General features: G+C 52.6%; 13 protein-coding genes. 3 read left to right on the forward strand and 10 right to left on the reverse strand.

Annotation, left to right across the window (positions count from 1 at the left end; translation table 11 throughout):
- Positions 1-6: 6 nt before the first annotated feature.
- From ACMAY6_RS05475 to ACMAY6_RS05500, 6 genes are all read right to left on the reverse strand, one after another.
- Complete coding sequence (locus ACMAY6_RS05475; RefSeq protein WP_435215132.1) at positions 7-1,254, reverse strand: FAD-dependent oxidoreductase; 1,248 nt, start codon at positions 1,252-1,254, stop codon at positions 7-9.
- Positions 1,255-1,333: 79 nt separating this feature from the next.
- A complete protein-coding gene (locus ACMAY6_RS05480) occupies positions 1,334-2,860 on the reverse strand; it encodes a BCCT family transporter (protein WP_435215134.1) in 1,527 nt (508 codons plus the stop codon).
- A gap of 113 nt (positions 2,861-2,973) precedes the next feature.
- Positions 2,974-3,729: an Ldh family oxidoreductase gene (locus tag ACMAY6_RS05485; protein ID WP_435215136.1), complete on the reverse strand. Its 756-nt coding sequence runs from the start codon at positions 3,727-3,729 to the stop codon at positions 2,974-2,976.
- Positions 3,713-5,479: a hypothetical protein gene (locus ACMAY6_RS05490; protein ID WP_435215138.1), complete on the reverse strand. Its 1,767-nt coding sequence runs from the start codon at positions 5,477-5,479 to the stop codon at positions 3,713-3,715. The genes ACMAY6_RS05485 and ACMAY6_RS05490 overlap by 17 nt, the downstream gene beginning before the upstream one ends.
- Positions 5,476-6,495 carry a membrane dipeptidase gene (locus ACMAY6_RS05495; protein ID WP_435215140.1) on the reverse strand — a complete coding sequence of 340 codons (1,020 nt, stop codon included), beginning with the start codon at positions 6,493-6,495 and terminating at the stop codon, positions 5,476-5,478. The genes ACMAY6_RS05490 and ACMAY6_RS05495 overlap by 4 nt, the downstream gene beginning before the upstream one ends.
- 16 nt (positions 6,496-6,511) lie before the next feature.
- Positions 6,512-7,954: an aldehyde dehydrogenase family protein gene (locus tag ACMAY6_RS05500; RefSeq protein ID WP_435215141.1), complete on the reverse strand. Its 1,443-nt coding sequence runs from the start codon at positions 7,952-7,954 to the stop codon at positions 6,512-6,514.
- Positions 7,955-8,080: 126 nt separating this feature from the next.
- Here ACMAY6_RS05500 and ACMAY6_RS05505 point away from each other — a divergent pair, with 126 nt between their 5' ends.
- The 3 genes from ACMAY6_RS05505 (at position 8,081) to ACMAY6_RS05515 (ending at position 13,143) form a co-directional block, all read left to right on the forward strand.
- Positions 8,081-8,968 (forward strand): LysR family transcriptional regulator, encoded by an 888-nt coding sequence (locus ACMAY6_RS05505; RefSeq protein WP_435215143.1) that lies wholly within the window; start codon positions 8,081-8,083, stop codon positions 8,966-8,968.
- A gap of 315 nt (positions 8,969-9,283) precedes the next feature.
- A complete protein-coding gene (locus ACMAY6_RS05510; protein WP_435215145.1) occupies positions 9,284-11,887 on the forward strand; it encodes a TonB-dependent receptor in 2,604 nt (867 codons plus the stop codon).
- Between the two features lie 242 nt (positions 11,888-12,129).
- Positions 12,130-13,143, forward strand: a complete 1,014-nt coding sequence (locus tag ACMAY6_RS05515; protein ID WP_435215146.1) for a haloalkane dehalogenase — start codon at positions 12,130-12,132, stop codon at positions 13,141-13,143.
- 147 nt (positions 13,144-13,290) lie between these two features.
- Here ACMAY6_RS05515 and ACMAY6_RS05520 read toward each other — a convergent pair whose 3' ends face one another.
- The 4 genes from ACMAY6_RS05520 to ACMAY6_RS05535 are packed head-to-tail and all read right to left on the reverse strand — an operon-like array spanning position 13,291 to position 18,821.
- On the reverse strand, positions 13,291-15,771 hold the full coding sequence (locus tag ACMAY6_RS05520; RefSeq protein WP_435215148.1) for a GcvT family protein: 2,481 nt from the start codon (positions 15,769-15,771) through the stop codon (positions 13,291-13,293).
- The gene (locus tag ACMAY6_RS05525) at positions 15,768-16,955 is read right to left on the reverse strand and encodes a M24 family metallopeptidase (protein WP_435215150.1); all 1,188 of its coding nucleotides are present in this window, start codon (positions 16,953-16,955) and stop codon (positions 15,768-15,770) included. The genes ACMAY6_RS05520 and ACMAY6_RS05525 overlap by 4 nt, the downstream gene beginning before the upstream one ends.
- 19 nt (positions 16,956-16,974) lie before the next feature.
- The gene (locus ACMAY6_RS05530) at positions 16,975-17,697 is read right to left on the reverse strand and encodes a maleate cis-trans isomerase family protein (protein WP_435215152.1); all 723 of its coding nucleotides are present in this window, start codon (positions 17,695-17,697) and stop codon (positions 16,975-16,977) included.
- Positions 17,694-18,821 carry a diaminopropionate ammonia-lyase gene (locus tag ACMAY6_RS05535; RefSeq protein WP_435215154.1) on the reverse strand — a complete coding sequence of 376 codons (1,128 nt, stop codon included), beginning with the start codon at positions 18,819-18,821 and terminating at the stop codon, positions 17,694-17,696. The genes ACMAY6_RS05530 and ACMAY6_RS05535 overlap by 4 nt, the downstream gene beginning before the upstream one ends.

The following is an 18,821-nucleotide window of genomic DNA, read 5'->3' on the forward strand; positions in this document are numbered from 1 at the left end:
ATCCCCCTAGTGACTGGCCGCCGTTGCGCCCATTTCATTGACTTGCTGAAAATGATCGAAGCGCTCGAGAGCGAACGGTTGAATAAGTTCAGGTACTTGGCCGCCACTGGCGACGAGTTCAGCCATGGTCTTGCCACAAATAGGCGTCGCCTTGAAACCCCAAGTACCCCAGCCCGCATCAAGGTAATAGTTCTTTAGCGGGCTTACGCCCATGATAGGGCTGTAGTCGGCAGTCATGTCAGTGATCCCGGCCCACTGTCGCAGCAGCCGCATCTCACTGAGAAACGGAAACATATCGACGGCGCTGGCGACCAAGCTTTCTTTGAGCGGCAGCGATGCGCGACTGTTATACAAGGGGTAGGGGTCAGAGCCGCCGCCAATGACAATTTCGCCGCGGCTGGTTTGCTGAACATAGCAGTGTAGCGCTGACGAACTCACCAATGGGTTGAGAAAGGGCTTCACCGGAAGGGTAACCATGGCCTGCAGAGGATAGGCGACTATGGGTAACGAAAAGCCGGCTTTTTGCGACATCACAGCGCTGTGGCCTGCGACCGCCTGGATGACTGTGCCACACGCAATTTTTCCACGATTGGTGACTACGCCCGTCACCTGCCCAGCCTCACTTTCAATGCCTGTGACTTCAGTCAATTGATGCAATTCCACGCCACGCTGGGTGGCGCCTCGCGCATACCCCCAAGCGACGGCATCGTGGCGGGCGGTGGCGCCATCTTGGTGCCAAAGTCCAGCTAAAACCGGCAACTCCGCTGGATCAAGATTTAGGCAGGGCACCAAATCGGCAATGCTCTGGCGATCAATCATCTCGGTACGGCCACCGAAGTGTTTGTTTACTTCGGCCCGCTGTCTGAAGGCACGCACCGTGGCATCGGTATGGGCAAGAGTAAGCTGACCACGCTGGGAGTACATAATGTTGAAGTCAAATTCGTTGGCAAGATTTTCAAAGAGCTTCACCGACGCGCTGTAGAAACGAACGCCCTCTGGGGTGAGGTAGTTAGATCGAATAACCGCCGTGTTGCGGGCGGTGTTGCCGCCGCCTAGATACGCTTTTTCGAGCACCGCAACATTGGTAATGCCGTGATATTTAGCGAGGTAATAAGCAGTAGCAACGCCGTGACCACCGCCACCAATAATCACGACATCATAGTGTTTTTTAAGCTCTCGTGGCCCGGGAAGGTCGGGCTGACGTTCGAAAGGATAATCACTGCCTCGACCATATTTTAAAAGACCTAGGGGCATGCGCTGTCCTCGCTTGCAGTGACGTTTTGAGGTGTCTCATGGCAACCTTCAATGAGGCGCGGCATCGGCATTGGAACTGTCATTGATCTCGCTTTAATAAGGGCAAGGCACCCCAAAGGGAGGGGAGCAGTAGTAGGGACACTGGCACGGCGGTCACTACAATAAAGTTCTGAAGTTTACCGACGCCACCGTCGGGGCCGCCCACCAGAATCATCGCAGTCACGCCCAAAGCTAGACCCCAAAACAGCCGCAATGAGCGAGGAGGATTGTCGTGCCCAGCCGAGACCACCGATAAGCTGTAGGTCATCGAGTCCCCCGTAGTAGCGACAAAGAGCGCGGTTAGAATCAGAAATAGAAAAGATACGACGGTGTTAAATGGCATGGATTGAGTGATAGCTAGCAGCACGGCGGGCAGGTTAAAGCCCTCAAAAGGTTCGGTGATCGTGCCGGTATTGGCTATCTCAAGCCCCAGCCCTGTGCCCCCGAGAATCGAGAACCATGCCATGGTTAATACGGGTGCAATTACGGACATTAAAATAATGATTTCCCTTGCGCTGCGACCACGGCTAATACGTGCAATGAAAATGGCCATCATGGGACCGTAGCCAATAAACCATCCCCAAAAGAAAATCGTCCAGTACGACAGCCAACCGGGGTCGCTAAACCAGCCAGCCTCACCGCGATAAAGCGCTTGCTCAGGTAGCCACCTTAGATGGCTCAATAACCCTTCGAAAAATGCCTGAAAAATAAAAGCCGTAGGCCCGGCCAAAAGTAAAAAAAGCAGCAGGGCGACGCCAAGGACAATGTTAAGTCGGCTTAAGATTTGAATACCACGATGCATACCGCTGACGGCCGATGTGAGATAGACGACCATCAGGCCGGCAATGGTGAGCAGTTGAATTGTGGTGCTGTCGGGGGTGTTGTAAAGCGAGCTCAGTCCGTAACTGATTTGCAGGCCTAAAAAACCAATCGGCCCCACAGTGCCGGCAAATACTGCGAGTATCGACACGATATCAGCAATATCACCGATAGGTCCTCGGACACCTTTCTCGCCAAGCAGCGGATATAACAGTGTTCTGGGCGCCAGAGGCAGTCCCATATCGTAGTGCAAGCGCATCAACACCAAGGCTGTCAGACTCCCCAGAATTGACCAAGCAAGAAATCCCCAGTGTAGAAACGATTGGGCCAGCGCCAGTGGCACGGCTTCTTGGGTTCCCGGTGCGATATCGGTAAAGACTGGAGGGACGGTAACAAAGTGCGCGACGGGTTCTGCGGCCGCCCAAAACACGCCGCCTCCTGCGAGTAAGGTGCACAACACCATGGCGACCCATTGGAACGCTGGGAACTCGGGTGTATCGGTAGCGCCCAATTTGAATCGGGCATAGGGGCGGGTTGCCAGAAAAATGGCAACTGCAAAATTGGCGATCATTAGTAACTGCCAAAATAGGCCAAAGTACTGTGCGCTCCAATTAAAGGATTGATCAATCCAACGTGAAAAAAGGGCTGAATCAATGAAAAAAAGCGCTAAGAAAGCACACACAAATAAGGCGGACAGCGCCGTGACGCGCCCGGGCGCAGCGGTGCTCGGTAAATGCTCAGTTGGCAAAGTAGGGTCCCTTCAGTTGCAGTAGATTCGGCTTTATGACCGCGAATCGACACTTTGAGTTGGCGGTGCCGCCAATCGACACCGTACTGAAGTTCATCATCATACAGGGTGCATCACTCAGCCGGCCCCGCTCCCAGACGCGAGGCGTCGAAGGATTCCACCAAAGCATATTGTGCGAGCTCTTTGAGTCTTAGCCAGAGCTCTCTTGATACCTCGATACCCGACGTCATTGCGCGCTCTCTCACTGCAAGCAACTCAGACTCATCGTGTTTGGCGAGCAAGTCATACTTGAAGTCAGAGCGCATGGTGGGAAGCAAGTCGACGTGGTTGGCCATAAATAGCGTGACGCCGTCGTTGGGTTCGTTTTCCTCTGGAACTTCTTCAACCGCGTAAACTCGAATCGACGGCACGGTCGAATTAGCTCTAAAGCCCACCACTTGCTCTGTGAGCGGGACTTGAGCATTGCGCCAAAAGGCCGTCACGTTCATGCCCCGGGCCGACAATCGCGCCAGGTAGCCCATGATCAATTGACGTTGTCGACAACGCCTTATTTTGATTACTGAGAGGCCTCGAGATCGCGCTTTGGCGAAGGCCAGTTCCAGTGCCAAATTACAGGCCCGCAAGACACTTAGGTTGTGTCCGTCGACAACGGCTAAATCACTATCTTGATAAAGAATTTCAGGGTGAGTGTCGGGATCTTCCCCGATCAAATGCTCGAGCCCCAAGTTCAGTGCTTCGAGACCATGCAGATCGTAGCTTTCCATCCACGTCACCATATCGGCGGCGTCATCAGCATGACCCTCGGCAAAGCCAATACCAATAAAGGCTTTGCGAGAGAGACCCTGGAGTTCGTTAAACGAAACTTTCATGATTTTCCACCGCGTCAAAACCCTCGCCCGTTTTTGAATCAGTTGGCGCTAAGGCGTAGCTCCAATCATCGAAAGCAAACAGGTCGGTTGGCTCTCCATTAAGTTCATCAATGAGTGGGGCACCTTGGAAAAAGGTAACGCGTACCCAGCGGTCCCCCCGAGGGTCAAAGCGATTGGCGCCCAAAAATGACAGTTTGGCGCGTAATAAGTGCATGGGCTTCATGTCGCGGTGCCACAAATTACCCTGAATCTCGCCGTAGGCGGTGGTGGCCATGGTTTGAATGCGACGAATGCTTTCCATGTGCTTTGGCTGGGCGAGAAGAAAGTCAATCGTGAGGGCTTTAGGGTTGGCCTGTAGAAACTCAGCAAGCGCTGCGTAGCTGCGTTGCACGCGGGGTGCAATGGCCAGTGGTAGCTCTTTGCTTTCCCCGGGATCAACACCACGAACGCCCAGTCTTGGCTCCTCTTTTTCTACTGACTGATACCAAAACCAATGCTTCGCTTCCGGGGCTTCGAAATCCTCGGATAGAGCCCAGTCGAACTGGGTCTCGATAACCTGCTTCAGCTGAACGAGAGGCATATCGGGGATTAGCTCAAGCTTTTCTTCAACGGCCATGGCATCCTCGAGCATGTCGACTGACTCAGGGTAGAGCTCGATCAGAAGTGTATTCAAAAGCTCTTGAGTGTCGGTGGTCTGAGCGGCCTCTGACCAGTCAGTAAGTTGCTGCCATAACGTCTCATGAAGGGCGATCTGTTCCAGCCACGGAATGATATCCGTCAACTCGGCCACAACGGTGGCATTGCGTTCTGCCTGCGTAGTATTTTCGACTGAAGTTTCGTCGAGGTAGCGTTGGGCTCTCAGGCACAGCGAGAGTAAACGTTCCCGACTTAGTTCCGAGGGTATCTGCGCTTTGGCTGTTGCCAATGCCTGTTCTCGGGCATGAATCCATTGATTGATCAATTGCGGATGGCGAATAAGAAAGGGGGCCATGCCTAACCCAGTAGAATTTCCAATGCCTAGGTAGCGCCGCAATTCATTAGCTAGGGGCACCGCGGTCTCGGGAGCTGCTACTCGTGCTAAGTGCTCTGCTTGATCGATGGAAAATTGTCGCAACACATAGACCGCAGTCATTTGGGCTGAGAAGGGATATCGAAAGTCTGGGTTGCCTTGCAGGCGTCCGTAGTCGGCAATTCCGAACTTACCATTACCGTAGACGGCTGTCGTGCGGTAGAGGTAGCCCACTTCGCGAATGGCTTCGACTGGCGGCTGTTCCCCTGAGGCCAGTGACTGCACAAACACTTCAAAATTGCGCAGGCTCTTGTTGGCCCGAGAAATAACCAGCAAACGCGGGTGTTGTCGTCCTGCCTCCTGGAGTGGCACGTTTTCAGCCAGTGCGGTGAACAATGAATCTTCTACATCGCCCTCAACTAGGCCAAAAGTAACGTCCCATGCGTTGGCAATGACACGATCGGTGCGTTGTTCGTCGGTGATATGTTGCGAGAAAATAACCACATGGTATCGACCATGAGGTGTTTGCACTCGATAGATGACTTCACCGTAGCCACCCTCGTCCAAGGCAAAATATTCTTGAGTGATTTGCCAGCGCTGTCGCGCCATCTGACGTATGAGGCTGCGCGCAAAACTCAAGCGGCTTGGGACGAGGGTGCCTAGCCTTTCGAGGTCCATCACTAAGCCCTGTGGTCGCAGCGCAGGCGCAACACGGGCGGCTTGTAAGACCGCGTCGATCACGCAGCATTCTCTACAGAAAGAGGCTTGATGTCTTGAGGTTTGGCGACGCGGGTCAATAGATCTACCCAATTACCACCCATGATCTTTCCCGTCTCCTCATCACTGAAACCCTTTGCCTGAAGTGCGGCTGCAATGCCCGGAAAGTCGCGACTGTCTCTAAACCAAGTCAATGCATCAGGCCAACCCGCATTGGCCGATGAGCCCTCGCCATAATCCATGGCCTTAGACCAGCGTCCGTTTCGCATCCACTCGAGCACACTTTGTGGTTGGTTTTGGCAAAGGTCGGAGCCCAGACCGATGCGATCGATACCCATGCGGTCTGCGGTCCAGGCGACCATGTCACAAAAATCTTCGAGGGAGCATTGCGGGCCATTTTTCAAATGAAAAGGGTACAGAGAAAACCCCAGCAAGCCTTGATTATCGGCTATGGCATCAATCACGGTGTTGCTTTTATTACGCAGAGCGGGGTGAAAATGACTGGGGTTGGCGTGGGAGATAATCACAGGCTGCTGGGAGTGTTCTATCGCCTCTAGGGTTGAGCGCTCAGCGCTGTGAGACATGTCGATGACCATGCCCACTCGATTCATCTCGCGTACAACTTGTTTGCCGTATCGGGTTAGCCCGCTGTCCTCAGCTTCGTAACAGCCACAGCCGAGAAGGCTTTGATTGTTGTAGGTCAGCTGCATGATCATGAGGCCCATGCGCCGCATAATTTCAACAAGTCGAATTTCGTCTTCAATCGGCGAGCAATTTTGGGCGCCAAAAATGATACCAATCTTCCCTTCTTTTTTTGCTAGGAGGATATCCTCTGGCTCAAAGACGGGTCGGATTAAGTCGGGGAACGCCTCAAAGCGAGCATTCCACTCGCCTAGCTGCGTCAGGGTATCTCGAGTGGTCTCGTGGTAAGCGATGGTAACGTGCACGGCGTTAAGGCCACCGGCATGCATTTGCTCAAAAACTTCGCGTGACCACGCTGAGTACTGTAATCCATCGACCACGGTCCAGGCTGGATTCATGTGTCGCTCCCGCTTATTAAGCTTGAATATAAGTTGTCTTAACCGTCGTGTAGAACTCTCGCGCATATTGCCCTTGCTCTCGAGGGCCGAAACTTGAGTTTTTCCGGCCCCCAAAAGGCACATGATAATCGGTTCCTGCGGTGGGTAAATTGACCATGACACAACCGCTGACGGCGCGTTTCTTGAAGTCCATAGCCAGCGCGAGGGATTGGGTAATGATGCCTGCAGTAAGACCAAACTCGGTATCGTTGAGAATCTCGAGGGCGTGCTCGTAATCGTTTGCTTTAATGACACTTGCTATGGGGGCGAATAATTCTTCGCGGTTAATAGCCATGGCATTGTCGGTGTCTACAAAAAGCGCTGGCGACATGTAATAGCCCGGTTTGTCGAGGCTCAGTCTCTCGCCCCCTTGGGTGAGTTGGGCGCCTTCTGCTATCCCACGCTGGATCCAAGCGAGATTCGCTTCCAGCTGCTCTTCTGATGCGATAGGGCCCATGTCCACGCCATCTTCAAGGGCATGTCCAACACGAGTAGCCGAGAGTTTCTCTCCTAGCCTCGCAACGAACTCGTCATAAACGCTGGCGTCAACAATTAACCGCGATGAAGCGGTGCACTTTTGCCCTGTGCCGCTGTAAGCGCCGACGAAAGCCGCATTGACGGCGACGTCTAAATTGGCGTCAGCGGCAACGATCAATGCATTTTTAGAGCCCATTTCCAGTTGGCATTTCACCAAGTTTGCGGCTGTCGCGCTGGCTACTTGGCGTCCAACGGGGAGTGACCCAGTGAAGCTCACCGCGTGAATTTGGTCGCTATTAATCAGTGTGTTGCCGACCTGACTGCCGCTACCCATGACCAGATTAAAAGCGCCTGAGGGAAGGGCGGCTTGCCGGGCAATAATCTCAGTCAGTGCCCAGGCGCTGGCGGGAACGAGATTGGCGGGCTTGAGAATCACCGAGTTACCAAAAGCAAGCGCGGGCGCAATTTTCCAAACAGCGGTTGCCATTGGGAAATTCCATGGGCTGATAACCACCACCACACCAACCGGTTCTCGGCGAGTTTCTATTTCAATGCCGGGTCGAACAGATTCAGCGCGATCATCGATTTGACGGTGAACCTCTGCGGCGTAATAGTGAAAAAATTGGCCCGAGCGATAAACTTCACCGACACCTTCGGCTCGGGTTTTACCCTCTTCTCGAGCCAATAATTCCCCCAGCTCTGCACTACGCTCTATTAGTTCGTCACCAATCGCCATAAGGACTTGGTATCGGGTTTCCAGCGGAGACTGTCCCCATTGCGCTACGGCCCTGTTGGCGGCGTCAATGGCTTCCTTAACTTGGTCGATACTGGCTTGCGCGTAGTGCCCAATGACATCGTCGGTGTCGGAAGGGTTTTGGTTGGCAATGGCTTCAGGGGTGTTCACCCAGTTACCGTCAATATAAAGGGCGTGCTGCTCTGACATGATGAACTCCCGAACTGTGGTAAGGAACAATGGCGATTGCCACAGGCTAGCGGCTTGTGTTAAATAAAGAAAATTAATTAAACCAATAAAAATATAAATAATACTTATATTTTACCGGAGTTGCTCATGAACAAAGGGTTGAAGCTGCAGCAGCTGCGATACGTTCTAGCCGTTTTGGATGAGGGCGGATTCAAAGCTGCGGCTAAGCACCTGCATCGCACGCAACCTGCACTGTCATTGGGGATTCGAGAGCTTGAGGACAGCTTAGGGGCTGCATTACTGGAAAAGCAGGGCACGGGTCGACTCACGCCTTTTGGTGAGGTGTGTATTCCTCGATTCCGGGAGCTACTGGGGGTGCACGATCGCATCGTCAAAGATCTCGATGATGTGGTCAATCGACGCAGTGGACGCGTTGAAGTGGTCACGGCCCCATCGATCGCTAGGCGGTATATGCCCTATGTTCTCAATCATTTTTTGCGCAAGTACCCGGGGTTGGAGGTGGGCCTTCACGATGGCCCTGCTGATGTCGTCGCTGACATGGTGCGCACAGGAGAGGTGGAGTTTGGCGTCAGCTCGCTTTGGGCCGATGCTGAAGACCTTGAATTTGAGCCTATTCTGGAAGATGCCGTTGGTGCTGTTTGTCATCAGACCCACCCTTTGGCCGATGCCAATAGCTTGCGTTGGCATGATCTGATTGGCCAAACGATGATAAGAAACGGTACCTCGCGTTTACTCGAGGCGACACCGGCCAAGGAGTTGCTGACCGAAAGCCGGATTTACATTTCTGAGATGATTTCTATTGTCGCCATGTTAGAGACCGGCACTGGCTATACGACATTGCCGAGGTTGGCATTTCAGGATGGTGCCTCAACGCTGCGCTTCATCCCCATAAAAAACCCTACTGTGACTCGCGTGATTGGCATCATCACACGCCGTGGTGTGACCCTGTCACCGGCGGCACAAACAGTGATTGCGGCGCTACGAGAGACAATTACCGCAGATGATGCGGGTTGAGGGCGAGTTCGATACTTAAAGGGTTTGATAATGCTCAGAGTAAATCGCCGACGTTCTGTGATTTGCCTCGGAGTTGCCACCAAGCCGAATAAAATGGCATATTATATGCTATAACATGATCGAAACCATTAGGTAAAAAAGGGCGGCTTGTACGTTGTCTTTCAGGCAGTAATAGATGGGTCGGATGGCTGATTTTTGGTGCTAGCAAGGCACTCAGTTAATGCGGCTATTTGCACCTACAATTTTGCTGCGCGGTGTGGTTTACTCGGATAAGAACTACCAACTAATAAAAAATAGATACCTAGGAGTTCCTCAATGAAGCAAGTCGTGTCGAAATTAGCCTTGAGCGCAGCCGTTGCTGCCACCTCTATTGGTACCTGGGCTGCCGAGCTTGAAGAAGTATTGGTAACTGCCCAAAAGCGGACTGAAAGCCTGCAGGATGTCCCGATATCGGTAACCGCGATCAGCGGCGAGCAAATTCAGGATGCCTCGATTAGAGGTTTAGGCGACTTGGGTGCTTACGTCCCCAACTTCTCAGTCACCGAAAACGCGGTTAACACCATCATTACTATGCGGGGCATTTCAGTAGGTGCTCAACAGTCTTTTGAGCAGTCGGTCGGCATGTTTGTCGACGGCGTGCACTATGGTAAGAGCCGACAGGCGCGACTTGGCTTATTTGATCTAGAACAGGTTGAGGTCCTAAGAGGGCCCCAGGGAACCTTGTTTGGTAAGAACACACTAGCGGGCGCAATCAACGTACGCACGGCTGCACCCAAGGTGGGCGAAGGCCTGTCCGGCAGAGTGGCTGCGAGTTTTGAGAGTGACAATGGTAAGTATTTTGAGGGTTATGTCAGCGGCAGCCTATCGGATAACTTCGCCATGCGTTTGGCTATTATGGACCGTGAAATCGATGGCTACCTCGACAACACATCACCCAATGCCTGGGGCAATGATATGCCCAGCACGGATGAAACGATTGCGCGTATCGGTGCCCAATGGGAACCCTCTGATCAAACGACCCTAGCGCTTCGTTATACCTACAGTGATTTCGTTCGTCAGGGCGGCACGGCCACGGTCACAACGTTCCAACCGTTGCCCAATGCGCCCGCATCGAACGCGGCAATGTATGCCACCATGGGGCTCGCCTTTCCAACGTTTCAAGCCTCGTCAAATGATACTTATCGCGATGGCTATTCAATCGGTGGTGCGGCGCTGTCGGGCAGTGATGGCGCTGAGCGACTAGAGGGAACTGATACTCAGAACCATGAATTTTCGGTGAACTTTGAGCACGAATTTGACAGCGGCATGACCTTTGCGGCGGTGACAGGTGTGTCAAGCTACGAATACGAAGATGGCATTGACGCCGACTTTTTGCCCGTTGAATTTATTGGTCGAAGCGACGACTCCGAATATGAGCAATTCAGCCAGGAAATCCGATTGTCATCGGACCCCTCGAAACGCTTTAGTTGGGTGGCGGGGGCTAACTATATTGATTCAAAGCAGGAAATCGATCGCTTGGTCGATGTCAGGGGTTCCTTAGGGCAGCCCGACGTGATGCGCTTAATCACTTGCCCGGTGCCCCAGCTTCTCGGTGCCTGTGGTATCCCGACTTTCTTGGCGTATAGCGGTGCGCAGTTAGCGGGTATTGAAGCCAGTCTTGGGCTTCCACCTGGTTCGCTTCCGCCGGGTGTTGAGGGCCTTTCCATGTACACTGATGTGGCGCGATTGTCGCGTTGGGTTCAAGACACAGAGTCCTGGGCGGTGTTCCTGCAGGGTACTTTTGATTTAACTGAGACCCTAAGCATTACAGCAGGCTTACGTTACACCGAGGAAACCAAGAAGGTTTCTGCTCGTACCGACATTACGACGGGTTCTACTGGAATAATGAACCCTGTGCCCCCGTCAGTTAATCCGCTCTTACACGGGCTAATGGGTGCATCTTTTGATTCTTATGCGCATGAATTTAATGAGGAGCGAGACACCGATCAGTTGATGCCTGCGGGTTCTATTAATTGGCGTCCCGCTGATGATCATTTGCTTTATGTGAGCTATGCCGAAGGTTTCAAAAGCGGCGGCTTCAACTCGGTTGACGACCAAAACCCCATCTTCTTGCCCGATGGAACCATTCTCCGTGACCAACCGGGCGTGGGTTTCGAATACGACGATGAGACTGCCTGGTCTGTTGAGTTTGGCGGTAAGCATACGTTCCTAGACGGTTCCTTGCGTGTGAACTGGAACTACTTCAACAGTGAGTATGATGATCAGCAAGTATCAACTTTCGTGGGCTTAGGCTTCGTAGTCGCCAACGCGGCGAGTACCGAAATCTCAGGCTTTGAGGTCGATGCTGCTTGGCAGGCTACTGACAAGCTGCGCCTGAACCTAGCCTTCGGTTATATCGATGGTGAGTACGGCTCCTTCCCAGGTGCTGGTTGTACCGCTTTGCAGCAAGATGCTTTGCGCGGCTTAGGCATTACCGATTCCAGTGCGCCAGTAACGTCGGTCACGGTTGATGGCAGGACTTGCGAGCAGAAATTCTTGGGTAATGGAGCGCCCTCGGGAGCCTCTCAAGATCTAAGTGGTGCTGACCTTGGTAGCGCAGAGTATTCAGGGTCCTTTGGTGCTGAGTTTGTTCAACCCATCGGTGCCATGGCCTGGTTTACGCAGTTGGACGTTAACTTTACTGACGACTACTTCATGACGGGTGATCTTGATCCTATTGACGTTCAGGCGGGATTTGAAACGGTCAACATTCGTACCGGTCTTCGTGGCGATAGCTGGATGTTAATGTTTTACGGACGCAACATTGGCGATGAGAGATTCGCTACTGGTGCCTTTGACATCCCCCTCGCGTCGGGTTCTCACGGCCGTTATCAAGCTCGCGGTGAGGTTTGGGGTGTGCAAGCAGCCTGGGAGTTCTAAGCGATTAGCTGAACTAATGAGGCGGCCAATCGGTCGCCTTTTTTTTTGCCGGTGTTTGGCCTTTGGCCGTTACTAGAGCGACATCCGGCAGTACAGTTTTAGGGGAATAAATCGCCTGCCGGCGTGACATCCCCGGTCAGAGCTGTTGAGGGGTGTTAACCAACCAACAGTATCAATAGGTGTTGCTTCCCGCAGCGACCCTTATATAATGGCACACTATATGTCAATAAATGAGGTGCTCCATGGAGTTTTTACGAACGCCAGATAGCCGGTTTGAGAATTTGGAAAACTTCCCCTACGAGCCCAATTACCTGTCAGTGGCCGATGGTGAAGGAGGGCAGCTGAGAATTCACTATGTGGACACCGGCCCATGTGATGGCAGGGTTGTTTTGCTGATGCACGGCCAGCCGGCATGGTGCTACCTCTACAGATCGATGATTCCCTTACTGGTTGCCAAAGGATTTAGGGTTGTTGCCCCGGACCTCGTGGGATTTGGGCGTTCAGATAAACCTACCGAGAGAGCTGATTATACCTACGCTAATCATGTGGCCTGGATGAGTGACTGGCTTACGCAGCTTGGACTAGACGACATAACCGTCTTTTTTCAGGACTGGGGCAGTTTAATCGGTCTAAGGCTTGTGACCGCATTTTCTGAACGCTTTAGTCACGTTGTGCTAGCCAACGGCGGGCTGCCCGCTGGCATTATTCCAGAGGCATTTGCCAAGCCCTTGCAGGAGGCCTACGAAACGCTGCCAGTGCCTGATGCACACGAGCTTGGTGATAGATTTCGGGACACTACGGGCATTCCCGGATTTCTCTACTGGCGCAAATTCGCGGCAGAGAACCCAGCCATAGCGCAGCCCGGCAAATCATTAATGAATGACTTAATGAGTGCAGGCTTGAGTCAGAGAGAAGTTGATGCCTACGATGCCCCGTTTCCAGATCTTTCTTATGCGGCGGGAGCTCGCCAGTTTCCCTCCTTAGTGCCGTTGTTTCACGATGAACCGGAGGTGCAGGAGAACAAGGCGGCGTGGAAAATCCTCGAGCAATTCGATAAGCCCTTTTTGCTGGCTTTTGCTGACAATGACCCGGTCACCCAAGGTGGTGATAAAACATTCAAGGAGCGCGTTCCCGGATGCCAGGGGCTAGAGCACCGAACCATTAGTCCTGCGGGCCATTTCTTGCAGCAGGATCAGCCCGAACAATGTGTGCAGGCCATCTTAGATGTCATGGCTCATGGCGGTCTTCAGGATTAATTTTTTTGAGCACTGATAATTGCCGGTGTGGCGTCTCACCCGCTACGGGCTGCCTGTTGGTCAATCTGGCCTAAGGTGAAACGTTGCTTGGGTAGTCAGCGTTGTGAGCCTGCGAACACGACGTGGCATAAAGAAGGTGTCGCCGGTTTATGACAGCATGCGCTCGTTGTTCACGTCATAAAAAGGCTGCGTACTTACTTCAGCGGGAATGGCCTGACCTTCGATCATGACACTGTAATTCCCAGGTGTAAGTGCGGCTTTGTTGCATGCACCCTTGGGAGGCTCAATAAACCCAAGACCCACTGAGCATTGGAAGTGTGCAGAATAGGCGCCTGAGGTCACGTAACCAACGACATCTCCGTCCCGAAGAACTGGCTCGTTATGGTGCATCAGCGACACTGAATCCTGAAGTTTAATGGAGCAGAGATAAGGCCCGTCGCCCTCAGCTTTACGCCTTAGGTAGGCGTCTCTCCCGATAAAGTTCCTATCACTCTTAGTTTTACAGGTAAATTCTAGGCCCACTTGATGAGGAGCTTCGGTATAAGCCATGTCGTGGCCCCAGTGCAGGAACCCTTTTTCCAGCCTAAGTGCATTAAGTGCTTCGGCCCCTAGCAATTGCAAGCCAAAGGCGTTTCCTGCTGTCAGTAGCTCTTCTAAAACATGCTCTGCGACGTCTGGCGTCACAAAAATTTCCCACCCCAATTCGCCCGAATAAGACAAACGCTGTGCAATGACTTCAGCGTGCCCAATATGGCATTTACGCAGGGTGTTGAAGGGAAAAGCCTCGTTGGATACGTCTATCTCTGTAACCGAGGCAAGCAAGGCTCTACTTTGTGGTCCCATCAATCCAATGACGCCATAACTGGTCGTGGCGTCTCGCAACCTGACGTCCTCTTCGGGCCCTACAAGTCGGTTGAGATACTCAAAGTCTCTGCGTGTGCGTGCGATAGGGCTCATCATCATGTAGCTGTGCTTGGCATGGCGCGCAACCGTGACGTCGCTTTCGATGCCGCCACGCGCGTTAAGCAATAACGTATAGGCAACCCTGTGCACAGGCATTGTCATTGCATTCGTGCAAATTCGGTCTAAAAAAGCCTCAGCGTCTCGCCCCTCAACCATAATTTTACCCAGCATGGAGTAGTCAACAATGGCCGCTCTTTCCCGGGCAGCCTGTTGTTCGGCGATTGCATACTCAAACCAATTTTGGCGACCAAAACTGTATTGGTACTCGGGCTTAATGCCCTCGGGGGCAAACCATCCTGGGCGCTCCCAGCCTTGGGCCTCGGTGAAGCAAGCGCCTCTTTGCTGCAATAAATGATGAAAGGGTGTTCGCCGAATGTTGCGTGCGGTTTGACGCTGATAGTTAGGCCAGTGCATTGCATAGGTCTGAACCAGGGTTTCGGGACATCGGGCCCTGAGGTAAGGATCTCTCGCCTGAAATTTTTCGCAGCGGGCGGGGTCCATGCTGCTGAGGTCAAGTGTGGGATGACCGTAAACAATCCATTCTGCCAGCGCTCTACCAGCACCGGGTCCTGTCTGTATGCCGGTTGAGTTGAGTCCCGCAAGAATAAAGTAGTTGGGCAGGTCGGGCGCGACACCAAGGGTAAAGCGTCCGTCATAGGAATAGCTCTCGGGCCCGTTAAAGAACGTCCTAATACCGGTAGTCTCAAGCAGTGGCACTCGATGCATGGCCTGCTCCAAAATATCCATGACATCGTCTTCAACAAAGGGCAGTGACTCGAAGGAAAAATTTGCAGGAATGCCAGCGGTCGCCCAGGGCTTGGCTCGGTTGTGGGCAAAACCAAACAAAAGCTTACCGGCATCCTCTTTGAAGTAGGTGCCGTCGCAGTAAGATCTCAGCACGGGTAAATCCTGCGGAAGAGATTCGATGGCTTCGGTCACTAAATAGTAGTGCTCACAGGCATGGAGGGGCACACCGATATTATTTTTCTGGCCCAGTTCACGCGCCCACATACCGCCACAGTTGACCACCACTTCCGCTTTAATTGTGCCTTGCTTCGTCGTAACTCCCACGGCTCGATTGTGTTCTACCAGTACGTCCTCGACTTGAATGCCTTCAAGCAATCGCGCGCCATACTGTCGCGCGCCTTTAGCAAGCGCCATGGTTAAATCAATGGGATTGGCAGAGCCGTCCCTAGGCATAAAAATGCCGCCAAGAACACCCTCTGGATTCATAAGTGGCCAGCGCTGCTCAATCTCTTGAGTCGATAAATAGTGCGCTTCTATTCCGAATAGTGAGGCGAAGTCTGCCTTTCGTCGCAGCTCAGCGAGGCGCTCTTGATTGATGGCGATGGATATGGAACCCGACTCACGGTAGCCCGGATTTTGTCCCGTTTCGGCCTCAATAGTATTGAGAAGTTCTACGGTGTATTTTGCAAACTCGGTGCTTGCATGGCTGCCATGCAGCTGCCCTACGAGGCCAGCCGCGTGCCAGGTCGTTCCGCAGGTCAACTGCCCTTGTTCCAGCAAAACAATATCTTTCCAGCCCAATTTGGCAAGGTGGAAAGCAACGGAACATCCCAGAATGCCTCCCCCCACGATGACGACCCGGGCATGACTTGGTAATGTCAGTTTGTTCGATGGGTGCGTTGGTGATTGTGTGCTCATTGGCTTATCGGTAACTCCGCAGGCGCTCGACGTGAGAGAAGTTCAGGGCCGTCACCGCCGATGACAATGTTTTCTTCATGAACGATCATTTTTCCGGGAGCGTAAATCATTCCCGGTTCCAGTGTCATCACCATGCCCTCTTGCAAAACAGTATTTTCCCAAGCGGTGAAAGAGGGGGGCTCAGTGAGTTGAATGCCTAAACCATGCCCGTAGCGTCCAACCGATTCACCAAGTGCGCCAGCTTTGAGGAGTACCTCATGCATGGCGGCGAACACCTGCGCACATGTGTTCCCCGGGAGTGCCATTTTTAGACCGGCTTCTGTCGCCTGCCAAACGGCTTGATGCGTTCTTTTGGCGCCATCATTGACCTCACCAAACCCGTAATTGCGGTCGAAGTCGCAGTAGTAACCGTCGAAGGTACAGCCTGTATCAAATATCAATACATCGCCATCGCTGAGGAGCCGACCTGAGGGTGGTGAAATAATGTCATCATAACCATGTTGCCCGGCGCCACCGACGAGGTACTGAACCGTATCGACGCCTGCCTCAAGGCAGGCGATGTTGAAGGATCGAAACAAGTCGACGTCGCGCATGCCAATTTCTGCAAAAGAAAATAGCGTCTCAAACACATCAGATACGCAGCCTGCGACGTGTCGAATTTTGGCGATCTCGGCAGGCGATTTAATCATTCGTACTGCTCTAATGCTGTCTGTGGCATCGACCCATCCAATATGAGAGTCGCTACTAGACAGGTGATCGGTCAGCCTTTCAAAATCTTCCAATGGCATGCGTATGTGGGTCTCACGGCCCTTATTGATGCCAATGGTCTTGGCGGTGGTGCTGGCGAGGACTTCAAGTAACGTGTCGGTTAAGAGTCCAACACCGTCGTCCGTCGCATGGGGGGAAGACCAGCTTCTGATGTCTTTCATGAAGCCATTGTTCATTGCATTTGCGCCTATCTCGGGTATGACTGCAATGGGGCGACCCTTAGGGGGAATAACGACATACCAAGGGCGCGTAGGGCTCTGCCAAAATTGGCTTAGAAATCCGGTGAAGTAAAAAATGTCGTGTTCGGTAGTGAGCAGAATTGCGCCGGTTCCCTGCTTATCCATGAGAGCTTGTATCGCGGTTAGGCGCGCTTCAAACTCGCTATTACTAAAACCGCGCTGGGGAATGTTTGACATGCTGCCTCCTTAGCCAAGGCTAAAAAGAAAAAGGAATGCCCGAAGACCGAGCGAGATCCCAGGCCAAAGCCTTGTTGCTAGACAGCGCAGGAATACCCGTGTCGGCAGAAATTTGATCGAGTACCGTGGCGCATTTCATGTTGGTGCAAGCAATAAAAATTGCATCAAGGTCTTGGCTAGCACTGTTTACCAGCGCCAGAGCAGCACGGTAAATGGCATCGGGTGAAATTTGACCCACGGCTTGATCATGCGCCTCATCGAAGCTCAGTGCGTGAGCTACATTAAATCCGCTTGCTTCTATATGGTCGATCATGGTCTGACAGACATCGGTGGAGTAGGGGGCCAAATATCCGATGTTCTTAGCGCCGAGATGCCCAAACGCCGCTAAAGCCGCTTGCATCGGATTACTGACGTAATCACAGTTACGCTCATTTTTTACTACTTGACTGATGACGTCGCTGCCAATTTGCATCGCACCTGAGGTGCAAGCGTAGCCCACCGCATTAAATGACTGTGTCAGGGGAAATAGAGCAGTCGATTGTTTTAGGTGTTGGGACATGGCGCCAAGGGTTTCAGCAGTCACCTCGTTTTCAAAAGGAATGCGGCTGACCAAAAGGCTGATATCGCTATCTTTAAAATAGGCTCTAAATTCATCCTCAATCGTGACGTCAGATTGCAACACGATCATGCCTAAACGAATACGATGGTCTTCAGCGATAAGCTCGTAATCTATGGTTTTCATAGTTCCCCTTGCAGTATCTTTTGATAAACATCGGGGTCTGTATTGCCCTCAGTTCCAATCACTAGCACTTTCGAGTCGCTGTCGATGCCTATACTTTTAGCAAGGGTTGGGTCCCCCCGTATTGCTAACAAAGCAATCAGGCCCGATGCCGAGCATTCACCGCCAACTATTGGGGGACGGTCTTGTCGAGTGGGGTTGGCCAGCCACCGCAGCATCGGTGCCACCCCTTCGTCGTTAATCGTCAGCACGTCGGAGCTGCCTTTCTGAATCAGTGGCCAAGCAAGTTCGGAAACCTCGCCGCAGGACAGGCCGGCCATAATTGTTTCTTCGACAATATTGACTCGATGGATCTCGTCGCGTTTTAGGCTTTGATACACACAGTCGGATCTATCTGATTCGACAATCACTATTTTTGGTAAAAGCGTTTTCCAAAATTGCCACATTGACGCAATGAGAGCTCCAGCCATACCTCCACAGCCGGCCTGAAGGATGATGTGCGTCGGCCTGTCGCCATCGAGTTGTTGGAGAATTTCGTGAGTCATCACGGAATAACCGGCCATGATAAGTCTGGGGGGATCTCGATAACCCTCCCATGACGTATCGGAGACGATTTGCCAGTGGTTCCGTGCGGCATAGTCGATGCATTCGGCAATGGAGTCGTCGTAGTTGCCAGCAACACGATGAATGACCGCGCCAAACGCTGCCATAGCATCAGCCCGGGCCTCGCTGACATTGGCATGAATAAAAATGTGGCACTCTACGCCAAGTTGTTGAGCTCCCCAAGCAACAGACCTGCCATGGTTGCCGTCGGTGGCTGTACAAACGACGAGGGGTTGCGTGGTAGCTGATTGCTGCAAGCGGCTGACCGCGTAGGAGCCGCCCAACGCTTTGAAAGAACCCAAACCAAAGCGTGTAGATTCATCTTTGTAATAAACTTTTTGAACCCGGGCTTCAGCGGCTATATCGGTCAAGCTCACTAACGGGGTTGGTTCATAACTTGGCCATTGACTGATACTGGAAAGCGCTTGCGCGCATTCTTCATTTCCAAATAAGTCGTCGGCTAATTGGCAAGAGTGATTGTCTTGCTCAGTGTTGTGAAAGTGGTGGGTGAAGGAGTAGGGCAT

This window comes from Luminiphilus sp. nBUS_16, assembly GCF_051201645.1.
Classification (GTDB): Bacteria; Pseudomonadota; Gammaproteobacteria; order Pseudomonadales; family Halieaceae; genus Luminiphilus.

What these genes read in the sequence shown, in the direction of transcription:
- ACMAY6_RS05485 (WP_435215136.1), bottom strand. Translation starts at nt 3,729, where the DNA reads ATGAAAGTTTCGTTTAACGAACTCCAGGGTCTCTCTCGCAAAGCCTTT.
- ACMAY6_RS05500 (WP_435215141.1), bottom strand. Translation starts at nt 7,954, where the DNA reads ATGTCAGAGCAGCACGCCCTTTATATTGACGGTAACTGGGTGAACACC.
- ACMAY6_RS05535 (WP_435215154.1), bottom strand. Translation starts at nt 18,821, where the DNA reads ATGCCCTACTCCTTCACCCACCACTTTCACAACACTGAGCAAGACAAT.
- ACMAY6_RS05505 (WP_435215143.1), top strand. Translation starts at nt 8,081, where the DNA reads ATGAACAAAGGGTTGAAGCTGCAGCAGCTGCGATACGTTCTAGCCGTT.
- ACMAY6_RS05525 (WP_435215150.1), bottom strand. Translation starts at nt 16,955, where the DNA reads ATGTCAAACATTCCCCAGCGCGGTTTTAGTAATAGCGAGTTTGAAGCG.
- ACMAY6_RS05510 (WP_435215145.1), top strand. Translation starts at nt 9,284, where the DNA reads ATGAAGCAAGTCGTGTCGAAATTAGCCTTGAGCGCAGCCGTTGCTGCC.
- ACMAY6_RS05475 (WP_435215132.1), bottom strand. Translation starts at nt 1,254, where the DNA reads ATGCCCCTAGGTCTTTTAAAATATGGTCGAGGCAGTGATTATCCTTTC.
- ACMAY6_RS05495 (WP_435215140.1), bottom strand. Translation starts at nt 6,495, where the DNA reads ATGAATCCAGCCTGGACCGTGGTCGATGGATTACAGTACTCAGCGTGG.
- ACMAY6_RS05515 (WP_435215146.1), top strand. Translation starts at nt 12,130, where the DNA reads ATGGAGTTTTTACGAACGCCAGATAGCCGGTTTGAGAATTTGGAAAAC.
- ACMAY6_RS05530 (WP_435215152.1), bottom strand. Translation starts at nt 17,697, where the DNA reads ATGAAAACCATAGATTACGAGCTTATCGCTGAAGACCATCGTATTCGT.
- ACMAY6_RS05520 (WP_435215148.1), bottom strand. Translation starts at nt 15,771, where the DNA reads ATGAGCACACAATCACCAACGCACCCATCGAACAAACTGACATTACCA.